The organism is Streptomyces sp. NPDC044044 (assembly GCF_056434405.1).
In genome coordinates this window covers 294,892-312,771 of record NZ_JBWKFG010000005.1, presented here as the reverse complement: position 1 = coordinate 312,771, position 17,880 = coordinate 294,892, and the positions used below count along the sequence as shown (strand labels likewise).

Annotated in this window: 12 protein-coding genes; 4 read left to right on the top strand and 8 right to left on the bottom strand. The window is 69.5% G+C overall.

The genetic code is table 11. The features are described from left to right. Positions 1 to 51: 51 nt before the first annotated feature. The 6 genes from AC07AG_RS21005 to AC07AG_RS20980 all read right to left on the bottom strand — a co-directional run bounded on the left by AC07AG_RS21005 (position 52) and on the right by AC07AG_RS20980 (position 7,934). Positions 52 to 1,524, bottom strand: a complete 1,473-nt coding sequence (locus AC07AG_RS21005; protein WP_478756590.1) for an aldehyde dehydrogenase family protein — start codon at positions 1,522 to 1,524, stop codon at positions 52 to 54. Then, complete coding sequence (locus AC07AG_RS21000; protein ID WP_478756588.1) at positions 1,521 to 3,260, bottom strand: N-acyl-D-amino-acid deacylase family protein; 1,740 nt, start codon at positions 3,258 to 3,260, stop codon at positions 1,521 to 1,523. The genes AC07AG_RS21005 and AC07AG_RS21000 overlap by 4 nt, the downstream gene beginning before the upstream one ends. Before the next feature lie 199 nt (positions 3,261 to 3,459). Continuing rightward, positions 3,460 to 4,587, bottom strand: a complete 1,128-nt coding sequence (locus AC07AG_RS20995; protein ID WP_478756586.1) for an LLM class flavin-dependent oxidoreductase — start codon at positions 4,585 to 4,587, stop codon at positions 3,460 to 3,462. A 158-nt stretch (positions 4,588 to 4,745) separates the two neighbouring features. Further along, positions 4,746 to 5,531, bottom strand: a complete 786-nt coding sequence (locus AC07AG_RS20990; RefSeq protein WP_478756584.1) for an SDR family NAD(P)-dependent oxidoreductase — start codon at positions 5,529 to 5,531, stop codon at positions 4,746 to 4,748. Between the two features lie 31 nt (positions 5,532 to 5,562). Then, positions 5,563 to 6,522, bottom strand: a complete 960-nt coding sequence (locus AC07AG_RS20985) for an LLM class F420-dependent oxidoreductase (RefSeq protein WP_478756582.1) — start codon at positions 6,520 to 6,522, stop codon at positions 5,563 to 5,565. A 185-nt stretch (positions 6,523 to 6,707) separates the two neighbouring features. Then, complete coding sequence (locus AC07AG_RS20980) at positions 6,708 to 7,934, bottom strand: amidohydrolase family protein (protein WP_478757057.1); 1,227 nt, start codon at positions 7,932 to 7,934, stop codon at positions 6,708 to 6,710. Positions 7,935 to 8,240: 306 nt separating this feature from the next. Between AC07AG_RS20980 and afsR the strand changes: the two genes are divergently transcribed. The 4 genes from afsR (at position 8,241) to AC07AG_RS20960 (ending at position 13,115) form a co-directional block, all read left to right on the top strand. Then, positions 8,241 to 11,189 carry an SARP-family global regulator AfsR gene (afsR, locus tag AC07AG_RS20975; RefSeq protein ID WP_478756580.1) on the top strand — a complete coding sequence of 983 codons (2,949 nt, stop codon included), beginning with the start codon at positions 8,241 to 8,243 and terminating at the stop codon, positions 11,187 to 11,189. 206 nt (positions 11,190 to 11,395) lie between these two features. Beyond that, a complete protein-coding gene (locus tag AC07AG_RS20970) occupies positions 11,396 to 11,584 on the top strand; it encodes a sigma-like protein (RefSeq protein WP_478756578.1) in 189 nt (62 codons plus the stop codon). Positions 11,585 to 11,832: 248 nt separating this feature from the next. Beyond that, positions 11,833 to 12,453: a DJ-1/PfpI family protein gene (locus AC07AG_RS20965; protein ID WP_478756577.1), complete on the top strand. Its 621-nt coding sequence runs from the start codon at positions 11,833 to 11,835 to the stop codon at positions 12,451 to 12,453. 53 nt (positions 12,454 to 12,506) lie between these two features. Next, positions 12,507 to 13,115, top strand: a complete 609-nt coding sequence (locus AC07AG_RS20960; protein WP_478756575.1) for a hypothetical protein — start codon at positions 12,507 to 12,509, stop codon at positions 13,113 to 13,115. 46 nt (positions 13,116 to 13,161) lie between these two features. Here AC07AG_RS20960 and AC07AG_RS20955 read toward each other — a convergent pair whose 3' ends face one another. Further along, complete coding sequence (locus tag AC07AG_RS20955) at positions 13,162 to 14,148, bottom strand: alpha/beta fold hydrolase (protein ID WP_478756573.1); 987 nt, start codon at positions 14,146 to 14,148, stop codon at positions 13,162 to 13,164. 141 nt (positions 14,149 to 14,289) lie between these two features. Further along, positions 14,290 to 17,826 carry a DNA polymerase III subunit alpha gene (gene dnaE, locus AC07AG_RS20950; RefSeq protein ID WP_478756571.1) on the bottom strand — a complete coding sequence of 1,179 codons (3,537 nt, stop codon included), beginning with the start codon at positions 17,824 to 17,826 and terminating at the stop codon, positions 14,290 to 14,292. Positions 17,827 to 17,880 lie beyond the last annotated feature (54 nt).

Here is a 17,880-nt window from a genome sequence, read left to right as displayed (position 1 = left end):
AGCGTCTTCCCGTGTTCCACATATCGGACATCACCCAGGCCGTACGCCCGCTCACCCAGGCCACACGATCGACTGCAGCTCGCTGTACGCGTGCAGCGCGTACGAGCCCACGTCCCGGCCCACCCCGCTCTTCTTGAACCCGCCGAACGGCGCCTCCATGTTCCTGCCGATCGTGTTCACGCCGACCCCGCCCGCCCGCAGCCGCCGCGCGATCCGGAAGGCGCGGGCCACGTCGCCCGACCAGACGTAGTCGAGGAGGCCGTAGTCGCTGTCGTTGGCCAGAGCGATGCCCTCCTCCTCGTCCTCGAAGGGGACCACCACCACGACCGGGCCGAAGATCTCCTCGCGGACCACCCTCATGTCGTTCGTGCAGTCCGCGAGTAGCGTCGGCGCGACGTAGAAGCCCTTCTCGAACGAGGCCGGGCGCTCGCCGCCCGCGACGACCCGCGCGCCTTCCTTGCGACCCAGCTCCACGTACGACTCGATGCGGTCGCGGTGCGCCGCCGAGATCACGGGACCGACGATCGTCCCCTTCTCCCGCGGATCCCCGACCTTCATGAAGCCGATGTAGCCCGTCAGCTTCTCGATCAGTTCGTCGTGGATCGCGCGGTGCGCGATCACCCTCGTCGGGGCCGTGCAGATCTGTCCGCTGTAGAAGGAGAACGTCGTCCCGATCCCCGCCACCGCCGAGTCCAGGTCCGCGTCGTCGAGGACGAGCGCCGCGCCCTTGCCACCCAGCTCCATCAGCTGCCGCTTCATGTCCCGGCCGCACACCTCGGCGATCCGCTGCCCCACCGACGTCGAGCCGGTGAAGCTCACCATGTCGACGTCCGGTGCGTCCACGGCCGCCTCGCCCACCTCCGGGCGCGCGCCGCTCACCACGTTCACGACTCCCGGCGGCGCCCCGGCCTCCTCAAGGGCCGCCGCCATCCGGTACACCGACAGCGGGTCCTGCGGGGCGGGCTTCACGACGACCGTGTTGCCCATGGCCAGGGCGGGCGCCACCTTGCCCGCCGGGTTGGCCCACGGGTTGTTGTACGAGGTGATGCACGTGACGACGCCCACCGGCTGGCGGACGGTGAGCGCCCCCACGACGCCCGCCCTGCCCATCGGACCCGCCTCGTTGATCTGCGGGGGAAGGGCCGCCTCGACCGGCTCCAGGGCACCCTTCGCATACCGCTTGAAGCGCGCCACCGACACCGCGACCTGCATCCCGCGCGCCGTGCCGGTCGTCGCGCCGCTCTCGGCCTGGGCGAGATCCGCGTACGCGGCGAAGTCGCGCTGCATGATCGACGCGGCGCGGTCGAGGACCGTGGCGCGCTCCTCGGGTGTCGTGCGCGACCAGGTGGCGAAGGCCTCGCGGGCCGCGCCGGCCGCCGCGTGCACCTGCTCGCGGCTCGCCTCGGGGGCCAGGCCCACGACGTCCTCGGTGGCCGGGTTGACGACCTCGTAGTGGCCGCCGTCGGGCTCCGTCCACTCGCCGCCGATGAACAGCCTCTGCTCCTGCGGGAGTTGTCCGCTCACTTGGTGCTCACCGTCCGAGTGTCCCGGCCCGACCGCAGGACCGTGCCGGGCGTCGCACCCGTCACCCGGTCCTCGCGGATCGCCTCGACGCCGTTCACCCAGACGGCGTTGATGCCGATCGCCTTCGAGTCCAGGCGCGGGCTGTCGCCGGGCAGGTCGTGCACCAGGGTGGCCTTGCCCGCGTCGATGCGCTCGGGGTCGAAGAGGACGAGGTCGGCGTGGAAGCCCTCCTCGATACGGCCCCTCTCCCGCAGCCCGAAGAGCTGCGCGGGGTCGTCGGTGAGCATCTTGACCGCCTGCTCCAGTCCGACCAGCTTGCGCCCGCGCAGGCAGTCCCCGATGAACCGGGTCGTGTACGGGGCTCCGCACATGCGGTCCAGGTGCGCGCCGGCGTCGGAGCCGCCCAGCATGACGTCCTCGTGCTGCCAGGTCTCCTGGCGCAGGGCCCACGAGTCGGGGTCGTTGTCCGAGGGCATGGGCCAAAGGACCGTACGCAGATCGTCGTTGGCGCAGATCTCGACGAGGCACTGGAAGGCCTCCTGGCCGCGCTCGGCCGCGATGTCACCGACGACGCGGCCGGTGAGGCCCTCGTTCTCCTTGGAGTACGTGTCCCCGATGACGTACCGGTCGAAGTGCGTGAGCCGCCGGAAGACACCGGCCTCCTTGCTGTCGGCGCGCCGCAGCATCTCGCCCCTGACGTCGGGGTCGCGCAGCTCGGCGATGCGCTCGGGGACCGGGAGGCCGAGCACGTCGCCCCACCCCGGGATCAGGTTCAGGGCGCAGAAGGTGCCCAGCGACATGTTCATGGGGGTGAGGATCGGCATGGTCAGTGCCACGATCCGGCCACCGGACTCGCGGGCGCGCTCGCTGGCGATGAGCTGGCGCGGGACGCGCTCGGGCACGGCGGCGTCGATGGTGAGGACGTTCCAGTTGAGGGGCCGTCCTGCGGCGGCGCTCATCTCGACGAACAGATCGATCTCCTCGTCGCTGAACTGGTCGAGACAGCCCGCGACGATGGCTTCGAGCTGGGTGCCCTCGTGCTCGGCGACGGCGCGGCTGAGCGCGAGCAGCTCGTCGGGCTTCGCGTGCCGTGAGGCCACCGGCTGCCCGTCGCCGTCGGAGTGCGTGGACGACTGCGTGGTGGAGAGCCCCCAGGCACCGGCGTCCATGGCGTCATGGAAGAGCCGCAGCATCTCCTCCAGCTGCTCGGGCGACGGCTGCCCACCCACGGCGTCCGCGCCCATGACGTACCGCCGCAGCGCGCAATGCCCCACCATGAACCCCGCGTTGACGGCGACGCGCCCGTCCAGGGCGTCCAGGTACTCGCCGAACGAGCTCCACGTCCAGGGCGCGCCCTCTTCGAGCGCCACCAGCGACATGCCCTCGACCTTGGACATCATCCGCCGTGTGTAGTCGGCGTCTTCGGGCCGCGCCGGATTCAACGGCGCAAGCGTGAAACCGCAGTTGCCGCCCGCGACGGTGGTGACGCCGTGGTTCAGGGAGGGGGTCGCATAGGGGTCCCAGAAGAGCTGGGCGTCGTAGTGCGTGTGCGGGTCGACGAACCCGGGGGCGAGGATGCGCCCTTGGGCATCCTCACTGGTGGCGGCGGACTCGCTGACGGTACCGGGCTCGGCGACGACGGCTATGCGCCCGTCCCTGATGCCGACGTCGGCGGTAAATGCGGGGGCACCGGTTCCGTCGACTACGGTCGCGCCCTTGATCAGGTGGTCGAGCATGGCGAGGTCGTCCCCCTTGAAGGCTCTTTATGGGTGCGGATTCGACTGAAGGTCTTTGGTGGGTGCGGATTCAACCCGTCCAGAACGGGTGGGTGGGCGGGAGAAAGCCCGTCCGGCGCTTGAGGACACGCCCGAAGGGCAAAAAGGGGTGCCCCGACCTCCGTCCGGGAGGGGAAGCCGGGGCAGTAGGAGGACCGGCTCAACCGCCGGAGGCGCCCCGCATACGGGTGGTCCGATGCACAGGATCCGTATCGATCTTCGGAATCACATGCTCACCGATCAGCTTGATCGTGTTCTTCGTGTCCTCGGGCGAGATCCCGATCGGAAGCCCGAAGCTGAGCTGATCGGCCCCCGCCTGCTCCCACCGCTTGCACTGCGTGAGCACCTCGTCCGGGTCACCGCAGATCATCAGCTCCTCGGCGATGAGCAGCTCGATGATCTCCTCGCTGTACTCGGGCAGCAGCTCGGGCCACTCGGGGATGCCCTCGGGCCGCGGGAAGGTGTCGTGGTAGCGGAAGAGCAGCGACTGAAGGTAGTTGAGACCCCCGCTCACCGCGATCTCGACCGCCTTCTTGTGCGTCTCCGCACAGATCGCCGTCGAGGTCACCATGACGTTGTCGTTGACGAAGGCGCCGACCGGCTCCGCATCCTTCACGGCCGTCTTGTACGACTCGAGGACCCATTCCATGTCGGAGACCTTCTGCACACTGAAGCCCAGTACCCCGAGCCCCTTCTTTCCGGCCATCGCGTACGAGGGCGGGGACCCGGCGGCGTACCACATCGCCGGGTGCGCCTTGCCGTACGGCTTGGGCAGGACCTTGCGGGGCGGCAGCGACCAGTGTTTGCCCTGGAAGCCGACGTACTCGTCCTGGAGCCACATCTTGGGGAACTCGGCGATGGTCTCTTCCCAGAGTTCCTTGGTGTGGTTCATGTCGGTGATGCCCGGCATGAAGCCCAATATCTCGTGCGACCCGGCGCCTCGCCCGGACCCGAACTCGAAGCGTCCTTCGGAGAGATGGTCGAGCATGGCGACCTTCTCGGCGACCTTGACCGGGTGATTCACCGGGGCGAGCGGGTTGAAGATGCCGGAGCCCAGGTGGATGCGGTCGGTGGCGTGGGCGAGATAGCCGAGGAAGACGTCATTGGCGGAGAGGTGCGAGTACTCCTCCAGGAAGTGGTGCTCGGAGGCCCAGGCGTATTTGAAGCCGGACTTGTCCGCCTGGATGACGTACTCGGTCTCCTCGATGAGCGCCTTGTGCTCGGCTTCGGGGTCGACCTTCGCCCGCTTGGCGGGCACGTATCCCTGTACAAAGAGACCGAATTCCAAGGAGGTTCACCATCCTCGTGAGTTTCTGACGAACGAGTTTCTGACGAACCGTCAGATTGCGATGCGTCGACTGTTCCACCGGCCGCGAGGACCGTCAATACCCGCGGGCACGCTTACTGACGTTCCGTCAGACAGTGCGCGCGGCAGGCAGGGCGGCCTCAGACGATGCTGACCCCCGCGAGCCACCCCCCGTCGATGACGAACGGCTGTCCCGTGATGTACGCCGAGTCGTCCCCGGTCAGGAAGAGCGCGAGGGCGGCGACCTCCTCGGGCTTCCCGATCCGCCCCAGCGGCACGAGCTTCTTGTAGAGCTCGGCCACGGCCTCCTGCGCCTCGGCGGGGTCGGCGGCCGGGTCGAGCTGCGCGGGGTTGGTCATCGGGGTGTCGACGGCCCCGGGGCAGACAGCATTGACGCGGATGTTCTTGGCGGCCAGCTCCATCGCGGCGACACGGGTGAGCCCGAGGATGGCGTGCTTGGTCGCGGCGTACGCGCCGACGTACGCCATGCCCGTCATCGCCGTGTACGAGGCGGTGTTCACGATGGTCCCGCCGCCGGCGGCCTCGATCTCGGGCGCGACGGTGCGGATGCCGAGGAAGCAGCCGACCTGGTTGACCTGGATGACCTGCTGGAACTCTTCGAGCGGGGTGCTGACGAGCTCGTTGAAGCGCAGGATCCCGGCGTTGTTGACCAGGCCGTCGATCTTCCCGAAGGCGTCCTTGGCGGCACCGACCGCAGCGCCCCAGTCGGCCTCCTGACCGACATCGAGGTGCACGTACTTGGCCACGTCCCCGCCGAGCTCCTTGGCGAGGGCCTCCCCCTGGTCGTCGAGCACGTCGCCGATGACGACCCGCGCTCCCTCGGCGGCGAAGAGCCGCGCCTCCTGCTCACCCTGCCCGCGCGCCCCGCCGGTGACGATGACGACGCGGCCGTCCAGCTTGCCCATACCTGTCTCCTTGAATGAGCTCGGCGAGCTCTCAGTTGAGGTGCGGAGCCACTTCGGCGGCGAACGCCGCCATCTGATCGGTGAGTTCGGTACGACTCCGCGACCGGAACCGCACCTGGATCTGCTGAACCCCCATCGCCCCGTACGCGCGCAGCGACTCGGCGAGGGCATCCGGCTTCCCGCTGAGCGTGCGCCGCCCCACGGACCAGCCGGGCTCCCCCACGTACAGGGGCTCGGCGATCGCCCCCACGACGATCGGCTCCGCCACCCCCGCCTCCTCGCGCAGCCGCTTGAGCCTGGCGATCTGCGCGGGCAGCTTGTCGCGCGGGTCGCCCTGCGGCAGCCACCCGTCGCCGCGGACGGCGGCCCTGCGCACTGCGGCGGGCGAGGAGCCGCCCACCCAGATGGGCACGCGGGGCTGCACGGGTCGCGGCTGCTGCCCGAGGCCCCCGAAGTCGTAGTGCTCGCCGTGGTGTTCGGGATACTCCTCGGGCCCGAGCGAGGCCTTCAGCGCGTCGACGGTCTCGTCGAGCACGGGCCCGCGCCGCGCGAAGTCGGCCCCGACGGCGTCGAACTCCTCCTGCACGTGCCCGGCCCCGACCCCGAGGATCAGCCGCCCGCCGCTGAGCCGGTCCAGGGTCGCGTACTGCTTGGCACTGACCAGTGGATGCCGGAGCCCGACGACGGCGACATGGCTCATCAGCCGTACGTTCTCGGTGATCCCGGCGAGGAAGGAAAGCGTGGCCACCGGGTCGTACCAGACGGTGCTCATGGTGTCGGCGAGCCGCCGCGGGATGGCCACGTGATCACAGCTCGCGATGTACGCGAAGCCGCCCCGGTCGGCGGTGCGGGCGATCTCGGCGAGGTCGTCGGCGGTGGCGTCCGCCTCCCACGCCTCCGCGTAGATGACGCTCTGCGACTGGATCGGGAGCTGCATCCCGTAGACCAGTCGCCCTTGCGGGAAGATGTGCGCCAGCGCGTTGGCAGCCATGAGAACCCGACCCCTCACCTTGATCTGACGGCATGTCATATACGGCGACGGGTCTCATCGTCGTAGCTGACGGTCCGTCAGGCAAGGGTTGGGGGGCGGGCAACTCCGTGGACGGTGCGACGGGAGCCCGCCGGGCAGCCGCTCGACCCCTGAGCCAGGGCGGCCACCCGGCAGCGCGTGAGCCCCTACGCCCCCGGCCCCGCCCACAGCCCGTCATCCGTGAGCCCCAGCAGGTCGATCGCGTTGCCCCGCACGATCCGGTCGACGACGTCCGGTGCGAGGTGGCCCATCTGCGACTCCCCCACCTCCCTGGACTTGGGCCAGGTCGAGTCGGAGTGCGGGTAGTCGGTCTCGTACAGGACGTTTCCGACGCCGATCGAGTCGAGGTTCTTCAGGCCGAAGGCGTCGTCGAAGAAGCATCCGTAGACGTGCTCGGTGAAGAGCTCGGACGGCGGCCGGTGCACCTTGTCGGCGACCCCGCCCCACCCGCGGTTCTCCTCCCAGACCACGTCGGCGCGCTCAAGGATGTACGGGATCCACCCGATCTGCCCCTCCGCATACATGATCTTGAGGTTCGGGAAGCGCTCGAACTTGCCGCTCATCAGCCAGTCGACCATCGAGAAGCAGCAGTTGGCGAAGGTGATGGTGGAGCCGACGGCGGGCGGCGCGTCGGCGGAGGTCGACGGCATCTTGCTGCTCGACCCGATGTGCATGGCGATGACCGTGCCGGTCTCGTCGCAGGCCCGCAGGAAGGGATCCCACTCGTCCGTGTGGATGGAGGGCAGACCCAGGTGCGGCGGTATCTCGGAGAAGGCGACGGCGCGCACGCCGCGGGCGGCGTTGCGGCGGACCTCGGCGGCGGCGAGCTCGGCGTCCCAGAGCGGAATGAGGGTGAGGGGGATGAGACGGCCCTGCGCGTTGGGCCCGCACCACTCGTCCACCATCCAGTCGTTGTACGCCCGCACGCCGAGCAGGCCGAGTTCGCGGTCCTTGGCCTCGGTGAACGTCTGCCCGCAGAAGCGGGGGAAGGTGGGGAAGCAGAGGGCGGACTGGACGTGGTTGACGTCCATGTCGGCGAGGCGGTCGGGCACGCTGAAGGACCCCGGGCGCATCTGCTCGTACGTGATGACCTCGAGCTTGATCTCGTCCCTGTCGTACCCCACGGAGGTGTCGAGGCGGGTGAGGGGCCGGTGCAGGTCCTCGTAGATCCACCAGTCCCCTATGGGTCCTTCGTCCCCCTTCGCCCCCATCACGGGGGCGAACTTCCCGCCCAGGAAGCTCATCGACTTCAGGGGCGCCCGGACGATGCGGGGCCCGCTGTCCCGGTACTTCGACGGGAGCCGGTCCTGCCAGACATGGGCGGGCTCAACGGTGTGGTCGTCCACCGAGATGATCCTCGGGAACGTCGGCAAGGTCTCAGTGGTCTCCATGTGCTCCACGGTAGCGCTGATCTGACGACCCGTCAGCTCCTCGTCAGCTATCCATCGGTGATCGGCCGGCCGTCCATCCCCCGTCCATTACCGGCCGCCGAGTGCGTGGACCCTGTGAGAGCCGTCTCGCACGGCTGACGTATCCGCCATGAACAAGGCAAACTGGCGGGGAGCAAGAGCCGGGTGGAGAACGGAACCAGGCAAAGAGCGACAATCGCGGGCAGGGCAGACCCGCGCGCACGACCAGACCCGGTGACGGCCGGGCACGGAAGGGCAGCAGGGGGAGCGATGGACGTTGTACCGCGAGTACCGGACCAGCGACGTCCGGCCCCGGGGAACGCCCCCGAGGGGCTGAGACCGCACTTCAGCGTGCTCGGCCCCGTACGCGCATGGCACGGCGCCGAGCAGCTGTCCATGGGCTCTCCGCAGCAGCGGGCCCTGCTGGCGGCGCTCCTGCTGCGTGACGGCCGCACGGCGACGGCACACGAACTGATCGACGCGCTCTGGGGCGAGGAACCGCCCTCGCAGGCACTGGCCGCGGTCCGTACGTACGCCTCGCGCCTGCGCAAGGTGCTCCCGGCCGGTGTCCTGGTCAGCGAGTCGGGCGGCTACTCGATCGCGGTGGCCGACGGCGCCCTGGACCTGGCGCTCGCGGAGGACCTGTGGGCGGAGGCGGAGAAGGCGCGCGGCGTCGCCGATCTCTGCCAGGCGCGCTCCCTGGTCAACAAGGCGCTGAGCCTCTGGGACGGCGAACCCCTGGCGAACGTCCCCGGTCCGTACGCGGAGACGGAGCGCACCCGCCTGGAGGAGTGGCGTCTCCAGCTGCTCGAATCCCGCCTGGACATGGACCTGGAGGTCGGCTGCCACGCGGAGGCGGTGTCGGAGCTGACGGCGCTCACGGCGGCGCACCCCCTGCGGGAGCGGCTGCGCGAACTCCTGATGCTGGCGCTCTACCGCAGCGGACGCCAGGCGGAGGCCCTCGCGGTCTACGCCGACACGCGCCGCCTCCTGGCCGACGAACTGGGCGTGGACCCGCGCCCGGGTCTGAAGGAACTGCAGCAGCGGATCCTCCAGGCGGACCCGGCGCTCGCGGAACCCTCGGCGGCGGCCCCTGAGCCGGCGGCAGCGGCGGTGCGCCCGGCGCAGCTTCCCGCGACAGTGCCGGACTTCACGGGCCGGGCGTCCTTCGTCTCCGAGCTGAGCGAGATCCTCTCGGCTGCGGAGGGCCGGGTGATGGCGGTCTCGGCGCTGGCGGGCATCGGCGGCGTGGGCAAGACGACTCTCGCGGTCCACGTGGCGCACGTGGCCCGCACGTACTTCCCCGACGGACAGCTGTACGTGGACCTGCAAGGGGCGGGTTCGAGGGCGGCCGAACCGGAGACGGTGCTCGGCGCCTTCCTGCGGGCCCTGGGGACCGCCGACTCGGCGATACCGGACTCCCTGGAGGAGAGGGCGGCGCTGTACCGGTCGGTGCTGGACGGGCGCCGGGTCCTCGTGGTCCTGGACAACGCACGTGACGCGGCGCAGGTGCGCCCGCTGCTCCCCGGCATGGAGGGCTGCGCGGCGCTGGTGACGAGCCGGATCCGGATGGTGGACCTCGCAGGGGCCCACCTGGTGGACCTGGATGTCATGTCCCCGGAGGAGGCGCTCCTCCTCTTCACGCGGATCGTGGGCGAGGAGAGGGTCACGTCGGAGCGGAAGGCCGCGCTCGACGTGGTGGCCGCGTGCGGTTTCCTGCCCCTGGCGATCCGTATCGCGGCGTCCCGCCTGGCGGCCCGCCGCACCTGGACGGTCTCGACCCTCGCCGCCAAGCTGGCGGACGAGCGGCGGCGCCTGGACGAGCTCCAGGCGGGCGACCTGGCGGTGAAGGCGACGTTCGAGCTGGGCTACGGCCAGCTGGAGCCGGCGCAGGCGCGGGCGTTCCGGCTCCTTGGCCTCGCGGACGGGCCTGACCTGTCACTGGCGGCGGCAGCAGCGGTCCTCGACCTCCCGGCGGAGGAGACGGAGGACCTCCTCGAATCGCTGGTCGACACGTCTCTGGTGGAGTCGGCGGCTCCCGGCCGGTATCGGTACCACGACCTGGTCCGGCTCTACGCGCGTGCGTGCGCGGAGCGGGAGCTGCCGCCGGCCGAGCGGGAATCGGCGGTGTCGCGGCTGCTCGACTTCTACTTGGCCACGGCGGCTCGGGTGTACGCGATAGAGCGGCCCGGGGACCGGACGGCGGACCATCTGGAGGTCACCGATCAGGTCGGCCTGGACTTCACCGACGGCACCAAGGCCTTCGACTGGCTGCACGCCGAGGCCTCCTGCATCCTGGCGTGCGTCCAGCATTCGCTGAGCCGCGACAACTTGCGACGTGCGGTGGACCTGCTGCTCGCGGCGAAGGACCTCGCGGAGTCGGGGGCGATCTCGTACCGGTACGAGATGGCGACGCGCGCCGCGTGCGAGGCCGCCACCGCGGCGCGGGACACGCGCGCCGAGGGCCGGGCGCGGGTGAGCCTTGCCCAAGTCCTCAACAAGGTCGGCCGTTTCGACGATGCCGCCGTCGAGCTGGAGCGCGCCACAGAGCTCGCCCTGGACTCCGGGGACCCTTGGACCACCGGAAACGCCCTCAACGAGCAGGGGATCATCAACAACTGCATCAACCGGCCCGAGGTGAGCGAGACTCATCTGCGCAAGGCCATCGACGTCTTCCGCGCCGATGACAACCGCCACAGCGAGGCCAGCGCCCTGTGCAACCTGTCCCGGGCCCTCCTCGCGATGGGACGCACCGCCAAGTCGATCGACCTCGCCGAGCAGGGGATCGCCATATACAGCGACCTCGGAGTCACGTTCCGCCTGGCCAACGCGAAGTACGCGCTCGGGCTCGCCCTGAGCGACGCGAATCGCCACTCGGACGCCCTCGACCAGCTGAACGACGCCTTGCAGATCTTCGCCGAGAACCGCCAGCGCCTGTGGCAGGGGACGACGCACTACCGGATCGCCCAGGTGTACCTCGCGGACCGTCATGTGGCACAAGCCGCCCAGCACTCCGAGCAGGCGCTCGCCATCGGGTGCGTCGGTGGCGAGTGGATGCGGGCCAATGTCCTGACCCTGCTGGGAAGGTCCCTCGCCGAACTGGGACAGCTCGACCGCGCCCAGGCCTGCTGGCGCGAAGCTCTGGCCATCCACGAGGAAGCGGGCGCACCGGAAGCCGCTCAGGTCAGGAAACTCCTCGCTCCTGCCACCGCCGCCTGACCGCACCCTGACCGGCGTTCATCGAACGTTTATGACCGGCTGCCACTCTCATGGAGTCGATCCGTCGCGTCGGGGGGCAGACGGGTCGCCAGGGCCCTACGGATAAGGTAAGCGGCCCAATACGCCCGTTCGGCGATCCTCGGGGGAGTTGCCGAACGGGCGTATCCGATCCCGAAGCCCCGCCCAGAGCTTAGGAGTTGTCCTGTATGAGCGAAATCGACAAGAACACCGGCATTACCACCATGGGTGAAGGCCACACGCCCGCCCCGCCCGCCAAGGACGGCACGGCCACCACCCAGGGTGAAGGCCACACGCCCGCCCCGCCCGCCAAGGACGGCACGGCCACCACCCAGGGCGAGGGCCACACGCCCGCCCCGCCCGCCAAGGACGCCTAAGACTCCTTTCCTGACGGGGGGCACGGGGGGCACGGGGGACGGGGGACGGGGGCACGGGGGAACAGGGGGAAAACGGGGGGTCGACCGCGGTGGCGCGGAGGGGGAGCCACCGCGGTCGACGCATGTCCGGGCCCACGTCCGGACGCCTCCCATGGCAGAAAAGGCGGGGAACTCGTCATTGCAGCCATCGGGGCGCGCCTCAAGACTTGAGGCACGGCACGACACCTCGCCTCTGGGAAGGGACCCCCATGCAGATAGCGATCCTGCTCTACGACAAGTTCACCGTTCTCGACGCCGTCGGCCCCTTCCAGACCCTCTCGGGACTCCCCGGCGCCGAAGTCGTCTTCGTCGCCGAGCAGGCAGGTCCCGTACTCGACGACACCCGCACCCTCTCCCTCGTCGCCACGAAGTCCCTCGCCGAGGTGAGCAGCCCGGACATCGTCGTCGTACCGGGAAGTCCCGAGCCCGACCTGGAGAACGAGGCCGTGCTCAGCTGGCTCCGTGCCGTCGACGCCACCACCACCTGGACCACCTCCGTCTGCACCGGATCGCTGATCCTCGCGGCCGCCGGGCTTCTCAAGGGGCGCCGGGCCACGTCCCATTGGCTGGCGCTTGAGCAGATCAAGCAGTTCGGGGTCGAGTCGACCGGGCAGCGCGTCGTCTTCGACGGGAAGTACGTCACCGGGGCGGGCGTCTCCGCCGGGATCGACATGGGCCTCACCCTCGCCGGGAAGATCGCGGGCGACGAGCACGCGCAGACCGTGCAGTTGCTCATCGAGTACGACCCCCAGCCGCCGTACGACGCCGGGTCCCCGGAGAAGGCCCCCGCCGCGCTCGTGGAGAAGTTCCGGGCGCAGACCGTGTCCTAGCCGTGTCCGGAGGCGGGCCATGCGCGTCGGACACTCGTGGCAGAGTCATCCGCATGGTCCGCATGGTCACCTCAACTCAGCGGCGACGACGCCTCGGCGCGGTGTCCGCTCTCCTCATGGGCGCCGCCCTGGCCTCGGGCTGCGGCGAGCAGCGGCACGACACCGCGGCCCAGTCGAGCGCGCGCTCCAGCCCCAGCGGCTCCCCCTCCCCCGGCGCCTCCCCGTACGTGGAACCCGGCGTCGTCGACGGCGCGCCCCACAACGGTGACAACAACGCCTACCGCCGCCCCGGCGACATGTCCCCCGCGAGCGAGGAAGCCGCCCAGGCCGAGGCCGCCCGCATCGGGCCCGTCCTCAAGCGGCTCCACAAGGCGAAGACGTGGGACCCCGAGAGCGTGCGGGCCGCGCTCACCGGAGAGCTCGGGTACAAGATCGAGAAGTACGGCAGCAAGGGCAAAATCCTCAGCGGCAACCTCACCGTCAGCGAAATGCGTTCCCGCTACGAGAACGACGAGTACGTCACCCCCGAGGGCACGATGATCGGCCTCCGCGTACGCGACGACGCCTGCGTCACCGCGTTCGTGCAGCCCACCAACTACGAGGCGAGGGCCAACGGCCCCTTCATGGAGACCGGCTGCATGGCGCCGCCCGTCGGCCACTGAGGGCGTCGGGGCGCCGGGGCAATCAGGCCGTCAGGCCGTCGGGGCGTCAGGCGACGTGGAACGCCCTCAGCCACTCCACCAGGAGCCGGTTCACCTCGAACGCCCGCTCCTGCTGAACCCAGTGCCCGCACCCGTCAAGGATGTGCGAGGACACCAGGCCGGGCAGCGTCTCCGGGTAGGCCTTGATCGCGTCGGCCAGCCACGTCGTCGACGCGTCCTGGTCGCCGCCGATGAACAGTGACGGCTGGGTGATGGGGGCGCCGTCCCACGGCGCCAGGTCCTCCCAGTCGCGGTCGACGTTGCGGTAGCGGTTGAGGGCGCCCGTCATACCCGTCCGCTCGAACTCGCCCGCGTAGACGTCGAGATCGGCCTCCGTCAGCCAGGAGGGGAGCGTGTCTCCGCCCGCCACGAAGCGGTCCGACATCCTTCCGCCTCGGGGTACGAAGTGGAGGCTCGGGTGGTCGGGCGACGGCATCGTGTCCGCCGACAGGCCCGCGTAGAACCCCGCGAGCCAGCCCCGCACGTCCGGCTCGATCTCCGCCTCCGCCGTCCCATCCTCCTGGAAGTAGCTGACGTAGAACTCCTCGTCCCCTCCGCCGATCATGGCGAACGCGTCCGTGGGACGGGGCCCGCCCCGGGGCGCGTATGGGACGCTCAGCAGGCCCACCGCCGTGAACACGTCCGGCCTGAGCAGCGCCGAGTTCGCCGCGATGGTCGAGCCCCAGTCGTGGCCCACGATCGTCGCGGTCTCCGCACCCAGGGCGCGTACGACCCCGACGTTGTCGGCGACGTGCGCCAGCATCCGGTACGCGTCCACCGCGCGCGGCTTCGACGAGCGGCCGTAGCCACGCACGTCGATCGCCACCGCGCGGAAGCCCGCCTCGGCGAGCACCGGGAGCAGGTGACGCCACGAGTACCAGGACTCGGGGAAGCCGTGGACCAGGAGGACCAAGGGGCCCGTGCCCTGCTCCACGAGGTGGATCCGGCCGCCGGGGACGTCCACCAGGCGGTGGTGCGGGGCGTGGTGCGACATGTTTCCTCCCGGATCAGGATCAGCAGATGCGTGCGCAGTAGGTAGGTGCGCGGCAGATACGTACGGAACAAGTACGTACGTCATGATCCTGGGCCCCCGCGTCCCCCGCCCGCGAGGAACTTTGCCGACCCGGCAAATGGCTCATCCCGATCCCTGCGCCCCCCGCGCCACCACCACCGCCGCCTTGAGGTCCGCCCAGAACTCCGGGCGGACCGAGACCCGGAACCCGAGCCGGTACACCGTCGTCCGCTCCCTCCCCCGCACCCGCAGCCGCACCTCCGTGGGGCCCGGGTGCGAGCGGAGGATCTCCTTCAGCCGGGCGACCGAGCGCGGGGTCACCTGGGGCCCGTGCATGTCGAGGAGCACGGGTGCGTCCGCCGCCGCGTGCGAGAGGTCGGGGACCGAGAGCTCCATCCCCACCAGGCGCGGGACGTCCTCCCGCTTGTCGAGGCGCCCCTTCACGAACACCACCGTGTCCTCCACCAGTTGGGTCGACACCAGTTGATACGCCGCCGGGAAGAACATGCACTCCAGCGATCCCGCCAGGTCCTCCACCGTGGCGACCGCCCACGCGTTGCCCTGCTTCGTCACCTTGCGCTGGAGCCCGGAGATGATGCCGCCGATGGTCACCACCGCACCGTCCGCGTGCTCGCCCCCGGTCAGGCTCGCGATCGCCGCGTCGGCCTTCGCGGCCAGGACGTGCTCGATGCCGAAGAGGGGGTGGTCGGAGACGTAGAGACCGAGCATCTCCCGCTCCTGTGCCAGGAGATACGTCTTCTCCCACTCCTCGGAGGGGAACTCGACGTCGAGCCCGATCCCCGGCCCGGCCACCTCCCCCTCACCTCCGAAGAGGTCGAACTGCCCCTCCGCCTCCTTCCGCTTCACCTGTACGGCGTTGTCGATCAGGGGCTCGTAGCAAGCCGTCAGCCCCTTGCGCGTATGGCCCATCTCGTCGAAGGCGCCCGCCTTGATGAGAGATTCGGTCGTGCGCTTGTTGCACGCGGTCGCGTCCACCTTCTCCAGGTAGTCGGGGAAGGACGCGTACTTCCCCTTCTCCTCGCGGCACTTGACGATCGCATCGACCACACTCGCGCCCACGTTCCGCACCGCCGTCAGGCCGAAGAGGATGACGTCGTCGCCCTGCGCGGCGAAGTTCGCCACCGACGCGTTCACATTCGGCGGCAGGACCCTGATCCCCATCCGGCGGCACTCGTTGAGATAGACCGCCGACTTGTCCTTGTCGTCGCGGACGGAGGTCAGGACGGCGGCCATGTACTCGGCCGGGTAATTCGCCTTCAGATACGCCGTCCAGTACGAGACCAGCGCGTAGGCCGCCGCATGTGCCTTGTTGAACGCGTATCCCGCGAACGGGACCAGGACGTCCCAGACCGCCTGGATCGCCTCGTCCCCGTAACCCCGCTCCCGGCAGCCGTCACGGAACGGGAAGAATTCCTTGTCCAGAACCTCTTTCTTCTTCTTGCCCATGGCCCTGCGCAGCAGGTCCGCCTGGCCCAGCGTGTAGCCCGCGAGCACCTGCGCCGCCTTCTGCACCTGCTCCTGGTAGACGACCAGGCCGTACGTCAGGCCGAGCACGTCCCGCAGGGGCTCCTCCACCTCCGGGTGAATGGGGATGATCTCCTGCTGGGCGTTCTTCCGCAGCGCGTAATTGGTGTGCGTATTCATGCCCATCGGTCCCGGCCGGTACAGCGCGGTGACCGCCGTGATGTCCTCGAACTCGTCCGGCTTCATCAGCCGCATCAGCGAACGCATCGGTCCGCCGTCGAACTGGAAGACACCCAACGTGTCGCCGCGGCCGAAGAGTTCGAAGGTGCGGGAGTCGTCGAGGGGAATGCCGAGCAGGTCGAGTTCCACGCCCTTGTTCGCCGCGACCATCTTGACCGCGTCGTCCATGATGGTCAGATTCCTCAGGCCCAGGAAGTCCATCTTGAGCAGGCCGAGGGATTCGCACTGCGGATAGTCCCACTGCGTGATCGTCACGCCGTCGCTGTGCCGCACCCACACCGGCACGTGGTCGGTGATGGTCTCGCTGGACATGATGACGCCTGCCGCGTGCACGCCCATCTGCCGGACCAGGCCCTCCACACCTTTCGCGGTGTCGATGACCTTCTTCACGTCGGGCTCGCTCTCGTACATCCCCCGGATCTCGCCCGCCTCGCCGTGGCGGGGGTGGGAGGGGTCCGTGATGCCGGCGAGCTCGATTCCCTTTCCGCCCGCGTCCGGTGGCATCGCCTTCGTCAGGCGGTCGCCCATCGCGTACGGATATCCGAGGACCCGCGCGGAGTCCTTGATGGCGTTCTTCGCCTTGATCTTTCCGTATGTGCCGATCATGGCGACCTTGTCGGCGCCGTACTTCTCGGTCACATACCGGATCACTTCGACGCGCCTGCGCTCGTCGAAGTCGATGTCGACGTCCGGCATGGAGACGCGCTCGGGATTGAGGAACCGCTCGAAGATGAGGCCGTGCTCGATGGGGTCCAGGTCCGTGATGCCCATCGCGTACGAGACGAGTGAACCGGCCGCCGAACCGCGCCCCGGGCCCACCGCGATGCCGTTGTTCTTGGCCCACATGATGAAGTCGGCGACCACGAGGAAATAGCCCGGGAACCCCATCTGGATGATGATGTCCATCTCGTACTCGGCCTGCCGCGCATACGCGTCCCCCACCCCGCCGGGAAACCGCCGCCGCATTCCGGTGGCCACCTCGTCGCGGAACCAACTGACCTCCGTATAACCGTCCGGCACCTCGAATCTGGGCATGAGGTCGCGCTTCTCGAACATCCCGGTGGTGTCGATCTGCTCCGCGACCAGAAGCGTGTTCCTGCATCCCTCCTGCCAGGCGTCCGAGGAGTCGATGGCGTACATCTCGTCCGCGGACTTCAGGTGATAGCCGGTGCCGTCGAAGCGGAAGCGGTCCGGGTCCGAGAGGTTCTTGCCGGTCTGGATGCAGAGCAGGGCGTCGTGCGCTGCGGACTCATGGGCGTAGGTGTAGTGCGAGTCATTGGTGACGAGCGGAGGGATCCCCAGCCCCTTCCCGATCTCCAGAAGACCGTCCCTCACCCGGCGTTCGATCTCGATGCCGTGGTCCATCAGCTCCAGGAAATAACGGTCCTTGCCGAAGATGTCCTGGTACTCGCCCGCCGCCTTGCGGGCCTCGTCGAACTGCCCGAGGCGAAGGCGTGTCTGCAGCTCGCCCGACGGGCAGCCGGTGGAGGCGATCAAGCCCTCCGACCACGCGGCCAGGGTCTCCTTGTCCATGCGGGGCCACTTCTGCAGCCAGCCTTCGGCATACGCGTCCGACGACAGCCGGAAGAGATTGTGCAGACCCGTCCTGTCGGCCGCCCAGAGGGTCTTGTGGGTGTAACCACCGGAGCCGGACACGTCGTCGCGCTTCTGGTGCGGCTGCCCCCACCGGACCTTCCGCTTGTCGCGCCGTGACTCCGGCGCGACGTACGCCTCGATGCCGATGACCGGCGTGATCCCCGCGCCCTGGGCCTGGTGGAAGAAGTCGTACGCGCCGTGCAGATTGCCGTGGTCCGTCATCGCGATGTGCGACATGCCCATCTCGGCACAGGCCTTGAACAAATCGCCGAGGCGGGCGGCGCCGTCGAGGAGCGAGTACTGGGTGTGGACGTGCAGGTGGGCGAAGGGCTTCGGCACTTCCACTCCCGGGTCGGTCAGTCGATCAGTCGGCCGGTGGGTCGGTCGGCCGGT

Coding starts and splice junctions, on each gene's coding strand:
- AC07AG_RS21000 (WP_478756588.1), bottom strand. CDS start 3,260: ATGCTCGACCACCTGATCAAGGGCGCGACCGTAGTCGACGGAACCGGT.
- AC07AG_RS20990 (WP_478756584.1), bottom strand. CDS start 5,531: ATGGGCAAGCTGGACGGCCGCGTCGTCATCGTCACCGGCGGGGCGCGC.
- AC07AG_RS20985 (WP_478756582.1), bottom strand. CDS start 6,522: ATGGCTGCCAACGCGCTGGCGCACATCTTCCCGCAAGGGCGACTGGTC.
- afsR (WP_478756580.1), top strand. CDS start 8,241: ATGGACGTTGTACCGCGAGTACCGGACCAGCGACGTCCGGCCCCGGGG.
- AC07AG_RS20970 (WP_478756578.1), top strand. CDS start 11,396: ATGAGCGAAATCGACAAGAACACCGGCATTACCACCATGGGTGAAGGC.
- AC07AG_RS20965 (WP_478756577.1), top strand. CDS start 11,833: ATGCAGATAGCGATCCTGCTCTACGACAAGTTCACCGTTCTCGACGCC.
- AC07AG_RS20960 (WP_478756575.1), top strand. CDS start 12,507: ATGGTCCGCATGGTCACCTCAACTCAGCGGCGACGACGCCTCGGCGCG.
- AC07AG_RS20955 (WP_478756573.1), bottom strand. CDS start 14,148: ATGTCGCACCACGCCCCGCACCACCGCCTGGTGGACGTCCCCGGCGGC.